The sequence below is a fragment of the Collinsella sp. AF05-9 genome (genome assembly GCF_003465595.1).
Lineage (GTDB): Bacteria > Actinomycetota > Coriobacteriia > Coriobacteriales > Coriobacteriaceae > Collinsella.
Genome location: NZ_QSBB01000003.1, coordinates 98761 through 112512 on the forward strand (window position 1 = coordinate 98761; position 13752 = coordinate 112512).

Here is a 13752-nt window from a genome sequence, read left to right on the forward strand (position 1 = left end):
AATCCTTAGATATAGAGAATGAACTTGTGCTCTGACTTATGGAATACGACGTATCCCAATACAAGGGCAACAACAGCCCAAGCTACGCACATACCAACCGTGAAAAAAGTCGGAGTCGTCTGGAACAAGAAAATATCGCGCATAAACTGAATGTAGTTATACATGGGATTCGCGTACATGATAATGCGAACAACATGCGGCATCTTGCCGATAAAGTCTGTTGTCCAGAAAATGGGAGTGAGATAGGTCCAAGCAGTAATCACAACACTCCACAAGTGCATGATGTCGCGAAAAAATACGGTTAGAGCCGAAAGCATCATACCTAACCCCATGCAAAAAAGCATGAGAAGGAAGAGACAGACGGGCAGCAGAATCAAATGCCAAGTGGGAACAACATGGAACCAAATCATAACAATGGCAACGGCGATGAGGGAAAAACCAAAGTTAACAAGCGAAAAGAGCACCTTCTGAACAGGGAAAACCCATCGATGGACTTTTACTTTCTTTAGCAGCGATGACGCCCAAATGATGGACATGAGAGCCTGGTTAGTAGATTCCGACATTACGGAAAAAGTAACATTACCCACGATAAGATACAGAGGGTAAAGCTCAGGACTCACTGCGCCGTTTCGCCCCTGGGCAAAGATGGTCGAAAAGACAACAGCCATAACAATCATCATAAGCAGCGGATTCAAAACGGACCAAGCAACGCCCAAAAAACTCCGCCGATATTTAATCTTAAAATCCTTGGTAACCAGCTGCTTGAGAATAAATCGATCTTTCTCTACCTCATTCTTCGCATGAGAGGAGACAATCATTCCCTGATCGCTTTTAGATATCATTAACAGCTCCGCCGTCCATTTCCAATATCAACAATAATTTAAGAGTAATAATACCCGTAAGAGCGAAGCTCTCCATTGCGCATCATGCAATCCAGTAAATACCAACAGTAAAAAGGCTCGCCATAAACATGACGAGCCAAATAAATCAACCCTGTGTAACAAATAATGGTTACATAGTCTGAGGATAATCAATTTTAGGATTGAACTTAATGGCCTCACGCATCTTTTTACGCATCTGACGCTGCAACTTCTTAGTCACTCCTCCAGCTTTCATGCTGCGGCAAACCTGGGCACAAAACAACAAATACGCAGCCTTGCCTTCATGATGGAGTCTATACGACGCCTGATTACGAATGCCGTAAGAGAATTTCCACGCATTCTTTTCATCAATCATCGAGAAGTTGACACCCTTATTAGATGCCATGTCGTGAATGATCACGCTGTCAAGCACCTGAACACCGGGGCAGGTCTTAGTAATGCGAAGTGTGTACTCGGCATCATCAAACCAAATAAAATATTCCTTAAAAGGAAGGCCGAAAGATTCAAGAACCCAACGTGGAATCAGCACCGAAACAAACGAGCAGGAGGTGACCATGACAGAGTTTTGCCCCTTTGCGAGCAATCGACCCCAATCCCAAGTGGGCACGGGATTGTTCATCTCGCAAATAGAACCATCAATAAACTTTACGACCGAGCAAGCGTATGGGACATCGGGACCAAGCTCATCAACGGCGCCATTATAGCCTTGAATCAGCTTCTCTAAAGCATCGGGCTCGGGATAGCCGTCATCGTCAAAGATCCAAACGAAATCTGAACCGCTGTCGTAACCGGATTTCATTCCAGTGGAAAAACCACCAGCTCCGCCAAGATTCTCCGAACAAGAAATAACCTTAACGGGCATGCCGCCGTGCTGCTCAGATGCATATGAAGCCAGGAAATCACCGGTGCCGTCAGTCGAAGCGTTGTCAACAACAACAAGCTCGCTAGGAGGAAGCGTCTGCCCCTCAAGGGCAGAAAGAACATTCTTCAACTTGTCGAGACGGTTATATGTCACCACAACGGCGGTAACAGTAGGACTATTGCTCATCATCACTCCACTTCCCCAGAATCTCAGTAAAGAGGGTGTTGGCATTTTTTAGCTTTGAAAACTCCACAAGCCTATCCATCTCAGATTGCCAGACGGATTTACGGAAATCGTTATCCTCGAGCATCTTCAAAAGGATACGCGATGCGCACTTAATGAAATCGCGAGTGGACCGTGGAGTCAATGCTTCAGTTGGAATAAGCGTATTCTGAGAACCGACATCAGTTGAGACAACAGGCAGTCCAGCACTGAGAGATTCAATCGTCGTCAAAGTAATTCCTTCATTAATGGCAGAAACAACGAGGACATCAGAATCAGAATAGGTCTTATCGACAGAAATCTGCATCCCCCTCCGCTCAATTAAGTCGGAGAGTCCATGACGAGCAATGATCTTGTCCACCATAGGATCCAAATCACCGTTGCCGTGCATGATAAACCTAAAACGACCAGGAGCACACTTATCGAGCTTCTTAGCAAGAAGGACAAATGCTTCGGGCCTCTTCTGGCGGGAAATCCTGCCCACGAAGCAAACAGTGAGCTTGCTCTTAGACGCGGGTTTCTTGCACGCCTTAGCAGTCCCATTAGCAGTAAGCCCAACAAGCGGAGCGTCTACAACCTTATTAGCATCAATTCCATGCGACTCAACAAGCCAAGACACAAGCTGGGGAGAAATCACATGATGTAAATCAATGAACGCATCGCGGCTAACCGCCTGATTGGGATAACCACCACCATAGGGATATTCAACAATATGCAGAGAATCAACTACAGTCGCATTGGGTCGATACTTTTTGATCCACCACAGACGATCATAAAGCCATTGGCAATGATGAATGAGGACGCCCTTAATATCGAATTGTTCGACAAGCGAGCGAAGCAAAGGCTCATCGCCTGGACGCTCCTGTATAGGGAACGTAAGGCACAGCACCAAGGCATCTTTGAACTCCGGCCTATCGATCCAAGGCTGATGGCTGGGTCGATCCGTTATGACGATAGGCAGCATGCCCGCTTCGCGAACAAGGCGCACCGTCTCAACAGCCCAGCGCTCAGCGCCGCCGGCCTGAAGCCAATGCATACCGATAATGACGGCTTTCTCAGCCCCGAGCCTAACGGCTCCGGGAGCAATCTCTAGATAGGGATGATGAGTAGCCTGCTCTTGATTAATCTTCGCTAAATCTGGAGCCTCAAAATGATCAACAGGGCCCAATCCCCTACTCCAACGACGCTGGCGCTGAATTTCGCGAATATCGTCAAAAGCAATCGGGCAGCACGCTTCGAGATTGCGATAAAGCTCCTGCTTCTTCGAAAGAGAGTTATGTGTCTCAACGTCAGCATCGGTGGCGTCGTCAGGCGTCAAAAGAATATAACGATGTCCATCGTCTTTGATATGCTCAAGGCCTGCGAAATAATGGGGTGAATACTCGGACAAAGGCTGAACCAAAGATTCAGCTTTAACAGAAAAGAAAGGCTGAAGTCCCTCGGTAACAGTTAGCCCACCATTTAATGTCGAAAGATCATTTAAACAAGGATACTGCCACTTTTCACCCATATAGAAATGATAGACAAGCGAACGACCAGGCTGGATTAGAGAGTTGTACTTAATTGCAGAATCTACAAGAGATCTAATTCGACTCGACATTAAGCCGTCGTTGAAAACATCCTCGTAGATAACCCCATATAAAGCATGAGACATCTAGCACTCCTTATCTTGGAAACTTTGGCTAATCTTATAGACGCTAAGTTCCCATTCCTTACGCTCAACTTTGGCAACAGAATCAAGAATAAACCCTGTTGTCAAAGAAAGGCCGCAAAGGAATATAAAGGCAGTAGCGAGAATAGCGGTAGGAAGGCGTGCAACAAGGCCAGTGCGTGCGAAATCAACAATTACCGGAATTCCAGCTATAAGACCCAGAAGCAGGAAAAGAACAGAAACCAGACCAAAGAACTTCAGAGGACGGTAGTCCTTAAATAAGGTGCCAATCATACAGACAACTTTAATTCCGTCAGAAAAAGTAGACAACTTAGATTCAGATCCGGCTGGCCTGTCGCGGTAAACAATTGGAATATCCTTGATGCGCCAACGACGGTCAACAGCATGAATTGAAAGTTCGGTCTCAATTTGAAAACCTTCAGATAATACAGGGAAAGTTTTGACAAAAGGACGGCTCATCGCTCGATAACCCGTCATAACATCATCAAACGAATAGCCATAGATCCACTTGATCATTGCCCTAACAAGATTATTACCGAACCCGTGAAAGGCCCTTTTATTCTCTTCGGCGTAGGTACCGTTAGAAAGACGGTCTCCAACCGTCATATCCGCTTCACCTTTTAGAATCGGCTCACACATCGCGCGAGCCATTGTCTCGTCATAAGTATCATCGCCATCAACCATCAGATAACAGTCAGCATCGATATCACGAAACATCTGACGGCAAACATTGCCCTTACCCTGACGAGGCTCAAATCGAACAATGGCCCCATGTTCACGAGCAATGCAAGCAGTATCATCGCTTGAATTATTGTCATAAACATAGATATTTGCTTCTGGAAGCTCGCGCATAAAATCATCGACAACTTTTCCAATTGTTAGAGCTTCGTTATAACAAGGAATTAAAACAGCGATTTTTTTTGACATCAATCTCTCCGAAATCAGGAAACCTTTTTAGATAAAAAAGAAATAGAAGCGATATTAACAATACGTTTAACAATAACCCGCTGCATTACAAACGATAGAAGCAACAATAAAGTATATAAGATAAAAATAGAAACAGAGGAAAGAACGATTTTTCCAAGAATTGAAGCAGGCTCCGACAATTGAAAGATTGTCGCCCAAATAAAGGGTTTCAAGAACATGTTTTCATGAATCAAATAGACCCCGAGCGTAGCAGATGCAAGTGAGTTGACCATACGATTAAACCAATCCGACTCAAAAGATGAGTCCTTTTGAACAACGTAAATAAAAAGAGGACACGCAGCTACGAGCGAGAGCAGGGGAGAAGCTCCAGGACCGGCAATAAATAGATTTGAAGGATAGGACATCCCAAGATTAGCAACAGTTGCGGAAGTGATGGCTCGCGTACCAACTACAACCGCTAAGTAGCAAAAACAAATTGTTCCAAAAACAGTTAGGAGATTAAAACTTGGCAACTGATCCAAAAATCTATTTACCATATATCCAATTAAATAAACAGCCACGAGATACAAAATATCATTGAAATAGCAGTTGGATGGATTAATATACTTCCAAACGAATGTAATCATACAAAAAAATACAGCGAATTTACGAACAGCAATGCCATCCATATCATTGAATAATTTATTGACATATGGAGCAACTAAATTCAAGACAAAAAACGCACTGATAAACCAATAGGCACCTTGAACAACTGGAAAAAATGAGGTCAACACATTCCTAAAGGAGAGCCATTCGGCATAACCCTGATCAATAAGCCCATACATGATAAGGAAAGAAAAAACCACCAGGGACGATACTGAATAAAACTCCACCTGCACCCAGAGCCGAAATAAACGTCGTTTAGGAGAAGAGTTTGATTTTGAGAGGAAAAATGCACTAATTAAAACGAATAAACACACCCCAATTTGTCCAAACATAATCAGTGCATTATGAAAGCACGCACACCATGAATGCAAAAGAGATCCATCGGCATGACATGCCCAGTTATCCTCAGAAAAATAGTGTCCCGCAACAATCATTAACATTGATACAAGCCTGAGTGCTTCAATCTTGCTATTCCTGCAACGCACTTTTACCTCCAGCAATATTCACTAATAAATAAACAGCAATTGGAAGCGAAAAGATAAAGGGGAGAGTATATCGAAGCGAAGCACACGGGCCGGCCACCAATGATAGAAGTAGTGAGAACATAGGAACACAAAAGATCGTAACTTCCCGTTGATATTTCTTATAAATCGACGAAAGACAAATCAAAACTAAATAAAACCAGCAATAAAAACCAGGTTTATAAAGAATTGAAACAACGCTATTCAAGTGAATATCATTAAGAGCAAAACTATCAACTGAATGCTTATCATTCCATTCTTGGCTCCATGAATAGCCCTCGAACCAGCCCGCATCTATTAGAGACCATTGATCCCATGAATAATAAGGAGCATCCTCCATCCAATACGTACCCTGAGTAAACGGGTACCAATAAGCGAATGTCGTGCAAAGCGCACCAGATAAAGATGTACATGGAAACAGGCAAGCAAGCCTAAGAGAAAGAATTGCAAAATCAATAGCCGAGTGTTCATCATCAAACTTAAGGTGACCCTTTAGCGGATCAGAAATTAAAGGGTTATATGCTTTTTTAATATCAAACTCGTCGGAATCAAAGAAACATTTAATCTGGGCATCCAAGTCTTCAGGAACTTCCTTCTCGGTTTGATACACCCTGCCGATCATCTGCACTGGAATCGAAAGCATCTCCCCTGATTCAGTAGGAAGAACCCCAAATATTGGGAGAAGAAAAGAATTCCATAGGACAAAAAATGCAACATTAAACATAATTAGGAATAATTTAAATCCCTTTGATTCGGAAAGGGCAAGTAATGCGATTAAACCGATAAATACAATTACGAAACCGTTATTTCGCGTAAGCAAAACAAGTATTGAACTAATTACCATTTCAATACGGCATTTAATAGATAGCTTTTGCTCGACTGTACTATCTTGCTGGTAAAACAAAAGCAGACAGACACAGAAATATAGAACAGCAAGCGCATGAAGATAATCCTTGCTAATTGATAAAACGTAACTCGGTATTACAGGAAAGAGACCGAAAAACAAAAGAGCAAATAAAGCAATATTAGAATGAAAGGCATTCTCAAGTCTTTTAAGTGAAATAGAAAAAACATAGGCACCGCAGACCGTCTGAAAGACAGTCAGAAAAACCATAGATGCAACTCCGTTTGATCCAAAATAACGCCCACAGCTATAAATCAAAGCATAGGTTAAAGTTGTTAGATAGGGAAAATGATTATCAAGTGCTACTCCACGAGCGCCATACCACTGACCAAGTTGACGGGCTGTGTCAGTCGGCAAGGATCCCGGGAAGAACACAATCAGGTACGGAAGCCAAAGAATGATTAAAATCAGACCAATTTTGACAGTATTCTGCGACACAATCCAGTTGTTTGCCCGTGCAAGCCATTTGCATCGTTGAAAATTGGAAGCAAAATAAACTCCAACTTTAAATAACATGTAGATAAACCAAGTAAACAACAAAGCATATGCAATTGATCTCACAGCTCGAATCGGACTATCGCATAGAGGCGAAAGGGAACTCGTTTTATGAAGAGACCCGCCAAGCATATCAAGCATTGCAATAAAGAACGAAACTACGTAAACACTCAGATCGAATTGAGCGCCAGAACAATGCAGTATATAAAAATAAGTGGTAAGCGATACCGCTAAAATCCAGGCCGTGATTTCCAAAACAGAGCTTCGAACCCAAATAGCGCAACCATTTGAGTCGAGTGAGCAACTGAAACTGAATATAAAACAAGAACACAGGGCAACAAAAACAAGTATTGACGTCTTCCGCTGTATATCGAGAATTTTAAACTCTGAAAACTTCAAAATAAGATCCTAACAAAGGGATTTTTTATTTACCGGGAATGCAAATGCGATCAGAAAGATGAAACAAAACAGAAAAGATATTGAGTACCTAGTTTGGTATGCAGGAAGCATCAACATCGTAAGATATGTAAACAGAAAAGGCATGGCCATCGGAATAGAAACTTTCTTACGATGGGCTAGATTAGCGCAAAGAACAGCCAAAGGGAGCCACAATGTATAAAGCACCTCAGCTCCAAGCAGCATTAACACAGGGGTCTTATTTAAGAAGTTAATTAGGGGAACAGACAGATGCTCCTGAGTCCATGACAGTTCACAATCAGCGAATTGGGACAAAATGGCGTATCCGCCACTCGGCTCCCATCCATTCTTTAAAGCACCATTTGTATAGTAAGTTGGCCCAAGCAAAAAGAAATTTCTTAAAAAGGGAACTGCATTTACACAATCAAGCGGATAGTGAATTAATAGCTTGACCCATAAACCTATAAAAGCAAGCTTGTCCATCGTCGAAGCATGCGATTTATAAGACTGCTTAGCGGGATCGACAGTCGCTTGGTTCCAATTTTGTTTTGCCGAACTTAGATCAACAACACGAGAAATTGTATCAATATCTTTTTTTTCAATTTCAGATTGATGCAAACTAACGACATATACGGTTTGCTGAATCGGAGTTCCCAACATCTCCTGACCACCACCGGGGGCAATCCTAAGTAAAGGAAACAAAAAGGAGGGAACTAAAAATAAAACCACAATAGCCGGAAAAAGTAATGAGAACAATATTTTAATTCGGTTTGAATTTGCTGAAATCAATACCGTCAAAAGGGACAGTACAGAAATATAGATGGAAGTCTTTTTTGTTAATCCAGCTAAAACTGTTAAACATACCGAAAACAGTACAAACTTCCACCCTATATTCTTGTTTAAATACACCCTGTAGCACAATTCCTCAAAAGCCACCATCCAGAGAACATAAAAGGGAATCCACGTGCTATCTTTCATCAAGATTGTCATGTATGAAGAGCAAGCAGGGATGAATGAAACTAAAGCCACGCAAATAAATAAGACACTCGTTGGCAACTTAAAACGCGACTTCACCCATAAAATCTCAGCTGAAAGCGAAACGGAAGCAAAAAAAGCCCAAACCCAAGTATACAGAGCCAATCCAAATAACTCGCTATTTAACAAACGACCAAAGAAATCAAATGCCCCATAGATAATAGTATCCAACGCAGGATTATGGTCGCTGAACCAATATCCAGGAAGCGGGGTCATCATCATAGGATCCCATGCAGGAAAACCTCTAACTTGAATTAGCTGGACCATGGAATCCATCGGAATGCAAACTGGTCCATTTATAACCAGAATTGGAATCCAACAACTAAAAATCACTAAGGCCAATTTAATGATGGAACTTAAGCTGAAATTAATTCTATCTAAATAAACTTGAGCTTTAAAGCTTACAATCTTTATATTCTCCGATTTGATAGCCCGAATTACCGACGCGATTATTATTGAAAATGCCCAGGTGCATAATGCAATTTCAACAATATAGAGAACAATTAAATAAACACTTGCCTGACTCAAATCAACGTTAGTATACCAAGGAAATGAAACGTTCGATTCTTGTCCCTGGCCCCAAACCCCAGGAATAACGAGGCTGCATGAGACCACAGATGAAAAGAATACGGTTAGAAATTTTTTTCTTCGACTCAAATTGGCAAAATATGACTCACCAAAAAACGCACAGCAAAAAAGAGCCGCGCTGACAATAGTAAGAGAAAGGGCCCCTTTGCTTCCGATCACATCACAAACATGGAGGAGCAATTGCCGGAGTGAAAAAGTCTGTGCCTGATCAAGCACCTTAAACGAAAGTGCGCAAGCAGAGGCTACAGACAAGATCAGGAGCAGAATAAACTTATTTAGCCCAACTTCGTTGCTATTTATGTTTGAGGACCGCATTGAATAAACTACTCTCTCAAAATGGTTCTAATTACCTAAATACTGAATCGCCTTTACTGCAAGCCAGTTAACATTCGTACCTGCAGGACAGCTAGTCGATGAATACCACTTGTGAATTCCGACATTATCCCCCCCATCGTCAAATATCTCCACCCTTTTGATCTAGCGAGCACAACCTTAGATTGCGTGTTTGTAATTAGAGTAGCATACTAAGGTGTATTGGCCGTAGTCCCCAAATGCTCGATCGACCATTCCTAAGGACGCAGAGGAGCCGGAAGCCCAGAGACGCTGACCTGTAGCTATTTTTTGCGGGGCAATCTTACCGCAAGACAATGCACTAAGCCACCGCTGAGAGTCAGCACCGCTGGATATCAGCTGAACCAGCCCCCCCCCATCAGTCAGAGAAAACACTTTTCTAGAACCGATGCACTTAATCTCGTATTAGGTCTGCAGCCCAGTTATCTTGCTCAAATACCGTTTTTGAGAACGCATACATTTGCTGTGTATAGCTGGACCGCAGAACCATCCTTCATAGAACCGCCGACAACATCTAGGACTCTTGAGCTCGTGTCCGACTCGAAAGAAAAGGCGCCTTCATCCAAAAACTCATTAACCCGATGAGGCAAGTACTTTTGAGCGGCGGTTCCATTGGGAAGACATGCATCCAAATAGCCTGAGCCTCATCAAAAGCTAAGCCAGTTGATATACTCGCAAGGGAGAACGCACCATCGCCATTATCGAGTGCATCAAATAGCCAATTCGTTTCTTCAAAATCGCTGGGCCATTGCTGAACATTGGCGTCTGGACTAAAATTACCCCTATTTACATCAAGCGCCTTTGAGGCTTTGTATTACAGATAGCATGGCGGCCATCGCAATATTCGAAGCTGAAAAGCTGAGGAAGCGTTCTATTGCTGTTACAAAACTAAATTATCGCTCCGTTCGAGCTTAAGCTACAGGCATCGCCAATGACCTTAGCGGTGGAACTACATGCGCGACTTAACTTGAAATAACCCTTCAGAAGAATATCGCCGCATTTTGCGACCGACGGGGACATGCTCAACAGGGCAAAGTGAGAGGCACCCTCATTAGAGCTCAGCTCAACGTTTACCCCATTGGATACGCCGGACCCCCTCGATCCAAGATAAAATCCGGGCCTCAGGGCGCTCTCAATGAGATACGTACCATCAGGCTGCTTGGCGGCAATCCACTTTTGAGCATACGTGCCGTTGGAGGCGTACTGGGCAATGTTTGTTCCAGCGGAAGCGTTTCCTCCAGCAACATCAATCACCTTATGAGAGCCAACATTCGTAAACGTAACATAGCCCTTGTCGTCATGTGAAACGACCCAACGCTGAGCATTGCTCATATTCGACCTGTACAGCTGGATATTGGCGCTATTGACTTTCGAGCCGCCAGTAACATCCAAGACAAACGAGTGGTTCTTGCTGGAGCTTATGAGATACTCGCCGTCTGCCAAATCGGATACGTGTGCCGTGGCCTCAGCGTCTTGCTCGGAGCGCAAGCACTTAAAGCCAGAAGGTGCAAATGCGACCGAAAGCTCACGGGCATCGCCTCTGGAAACCGTTGCCAGCTTACCGGAGGCGTTTACGCCTAGAGCACAGCCAGAAGCATCGTTAACGATACGGTACGAGCCATTACCAGTATCTTCGATAGCCCAGCAATAATTAGACGACGAGGGCGAGGCACTCCCCTGCTTAACGGCAGCGCCGGGAACTATATCCCCGTCCTGGGCATAGAGATAGCGATAGGATTTTGCAGACTTGATTGCGTAAAGACCCTTGTCGGCATCGTATTCAAAGCCAAATCCCTGCGCAATAGTCCCATTAGGGTTATATAGCTGAATAGCGGCACCGCTATCCATGCTACCGCCGGTCACATCAAAAACACGACCATCAGAAGCCGTTACGATAGCAGACTGAGAATCAATTGATTTACCATTAGAGACATTTCCGGCTGTATACAGGCAGAACCGCTGGGCATCGGTACCATTATCATCAAAGACCTGGACATTCGTCCCGTTGGAAGTAGCCCCAGATGCAAGATCCAAGACAAAGCCGGTCTTAAGCGCGGAGCAAATCTTAACGGAACCATTTCCGCAATCAACGAGAATCCATTTCTGGGCCCAAGAGCCGTTAGGCGCGTACTGCTGAACATTGGCGCCGGCTTTCTTGCTCCCGCTGGAAACGTCTAAAACCTTGCCCGACCCTACATTGGTGATGGTTACATAGCCATTCTTGTCATACGTAAACGTCCAGCGCTGAGCCGGCGTAGCATTAGATGCATACACCTGCAGATTTGCACCGGAATTCGTAGATCCGCCGGAAATATCGAGGACCTGGCGCTCGGATAAAGAACCGATGGCGTATTCAGTGCCCTCCTTTACAAGTCCCCTGCTAGAAGCGGCAAGATCGTCAAGCTGCTGACGAACGGTGCGTGCCGAAGCGAGCGTCCATTTTTGCGCATCAGATCCGTTATAGGTATAAATTTGCAGCGCGGACCCACTCACGCCATTGGCGCCAGGAACATCAATGGCTTTGCCGGACTTAGAGTTTATGAATGAATACTCGTCATTGCCACAGTCAATAACAGACCAATGCTGTGCACTGGTGCCGTTAGAAGAGTATTGAGAAATGGCACCGCCGTTGGAAACGGAACCGCCCTGAGCCTCAAAGGGCTTGCCAGAGTTAACGTTTACGATTTCGTACAGGCCATTACCGACCTGCTTAAAAGTAAACATCTGCGCCTGGCTGTTGTTGGCAGTGTAAACCTGAAGACGCGCACGATCATCAGAAGACCCGCCGTTGATATCCATGACCAGCTGCGGATTGAGCGAACTCTTAATAACAAAAGCTTTGCCGGTCTCTACGGTCGAGGAAGAAGCGAGAGTAAAACGCTGGGCATTCGATTTATTCGGAGCCCAAATCCTAACCGAAGTGCCATCCGCAGTGCTACCGCTGCAAAGATCGAGCACCCAATTACCCAGAGCGGACTGAATATAAAATCCGCTATCGGCAACACGAATATGCCAAAGCTGACGACTGTCTTGAGCATAAGTGGCCTGAACAACCGAAGAACCACTTTGCGCTTTGTCGCCCTCAACGGATAGATATTGTCCAGTAGATTCGCTCTTAATTCGATAGGCCCCGGAACCAGCCGACTCAAGACGAAAGCGCTGATTTGAAGACCCTTGAGCATGGAACAAAGAAAGCTGCCCGTCATCACCAACAGTAACGCTCGAGGAATCCTGCGCTATCGAATCGATATAGTAAGTCCCGTCCGCGAGAGCATAATCGGGCAGATTAACGACGTTGACAAAATCAGCCGAGGAAAAAGCATTCATGTCAACAGTGTTGGCAGTGATGCCATCAAGTCGCTCCGACGAAGTGTACTGCCATCCGTACTGTCCGGCGCAACTAAACGAAGTTCTGAGCTTGGGGCCGTATTCCGCAATCCAAGACACGCGGGGGCGCACACTTGCAGCTTTGAGATAGGTATCCGCGTACCAACGACCAGAATAAATGGATACGTTGTTAATGCCAAAACCAGAAAGCGTATTAAAATACGCGTTCACAATGCCCTCGTACGCCGATGCGCTATTAGGAGATATTGCATTACCTTTGCTGTCGTAGAACGACTCCAAATCGTAAAAAATCGGCAGCGATAGATCGTATAGGCTATATTTACTTACGATCTGTTGGGTAAAGTACGCCTCGCTTGCGGCATCATTCGAATTCTGAGCCGTACTAAAGATATACACGCCAAAAGGAATTCCCAAGCGGCGAACCTCACGCAAATTGCGCTCAAATTGTTTATCAAAATGGCTCGTCGAATAACCAAAGCGCAAAATTACAGCATCAACGCCAGAATTTTGAACCTTATTCCAGTCAATCGACCCCTGCCACTCAGAAACGTCAATGACCTTTAGCGCCGGAGACGCAAAAGCCTCGCCATACCCGTTATAGAACACTTTAGAAGCGTTCGTGCCGCCCCAATAGGGAGACCCGCTTGCAGAACGATCATCGAGCGCGGCGGCAAGCGGCTCACCCTCCATCGAGCTACCGGCGGTATAGTCGTTGGAATCATCCGCGGGATGCGCCTCACCATAGGCAAGACGCTCCTCGAGAGATGCATCGACCGGGAGCGAACCATCGTCGGCAAAAACAGGGGTTGCCCCCAGGCTGCAAAGCAGACCGAGGGCAACCAATAGCGACGATGCGAGACAAGTTTTCTTACGCATAACCATCA

Annotated in this window: 8 protein-coding genes; all 8 read right to left on the reverse strand. The window is 44.6% G+C overall.

The features are described from left to right. Positions 1-5: 5 nt before the first annotated feature. The 8 genes from DWV43_RS01900 to DWV43_RS01925 all read right to left on the reverse strand — a co-directional run bounded on the left by DWV43_RS01900 (position 6) and on the right by DWV43_RS01925 (position 13744). On the reverse strand, positions 6-842 hold the full coding sequence (locus DWV43_RS01900) for an ABC transporter permease (RefSeq protein WP_233539173.1): 837 nt from the start codon (positions 840-842) through the stop codon (positions 6-8). A 169-nt stretch (positions 843-1011) separates the two neighbouring features. Further along, the gene (locus DWV43_RS01905; protein ID WP_199569296.1) at positions 1012-1932 is read right to left on the reverse strand and encodes a glycosyltransferase family 2 protein; all 921 of its coding nucleotides are present in this window, start codon (positions 1930-1932) and stop codon (positions 1012-1014) included. Beyond that, entirely contained in the window at positions 1919-3619 is a 1701-nt protein-coding gene (locus tag DWV43_RS01910; RefSeq protein ID WP_199569294.1) for a glycosyltransferase, read from the reverse strand. The genes DWV43_RS01905 and DWV43_RS01910 overlap by 14 nt, the downstream gene beginning before the upstream one ends. Then, entirely contained in the window at positions 3620-4564 is a 945-nt protein-coding gene (locus tag DWV43_RS01915) for a glycosyltransferase family 2 protein (RefSeq protein ID WP_117816839.1), read from the reverse strand. Positions 4565-4578: 14 nt separating this feature from the next. Next, positions 4579-5694: an acyltransferase gene (locus DWV43_RS01920; protein WP_147346253.1), complete on the reverse strand. Its 1116-nt coding sequence runs from the start codon at positions 5692-5694 to the stop codon at positions 4579-4581. Then, a complete protein-coding gene (locus DWV43_RS10040) occupies positions 5678-7528 on the reverse strand; it encodes a DUF6020 family protein (RefSeq protein ID WP_147346254.1) in 1851 nt (616 codons plus the stop codon). Before DWV43_RS10040 ends, DWV43_RS01920 begins: the two co-directional genes overlap by 17 nt. Before the next feature lie 9 nt (positions 7529-7537). Then, complete coding sequence (locus tag DWV43_RS10045; RefSeq protein WP_158569807.1) at positions 7538-9328, reverse strand: DUF6020 family protein; 1791 nt, start codon at positions 9326-9328, stop codon at positions 7538-7540. Positions 9329-10408: 1080 nt separating this feature from the next. Beyond that, positions 10409-13744, reverse strand: a complete 3336-nt coding sequence (locus DWV43_RS01925; RefSeq protein ID WP_158569808.1) for an RICIN domain-containing protein — start codon at positions 13742-13744, stop codon at positions 10409-10411. Positions 13745-13752: the final 8 nt, after the last annotated feature.

Bases quoted from the DNA above. Each gene is read 5' to 3' on its own strand.
- DWV43_RS01925 (WP_158569808.1), bottom strand. From the start codon at position 13,744: ATGCGTAAGAAAACTTGTCTCGCATCGTCGCTATTGGTTGCCCTCGGT.
- DWV43_RS01905 (WP_199569296.1), bottom strand. From the start codon at position 1,932: ATGATGAGCAATAGTCCTACTGTTACCGCCGTTGTGGTGACATATAAC.
- DWV43_RS01910 (WP_199569294.1), bottom strand. From the start codon at position 3,619: ATGTCTCATGCTTTATATGGGGTTATCTACGAGGATGTTTTCAACGAC.
- DWV43_RS01900 (WP_233539173.1), bottom strand. From the start codon at position 842: ATGATATCTAAAAGCGATCAGGGAATGATTGTCTCCTCTCATGCGAAG.
- DWV43_RS01915 (WP_117816839.1), bottom strand. From the start codon at position 4,564: ATGTCAAAAAAAATCGCTGTTTTAATTCCTTGTTATAACGAAGCTCTA.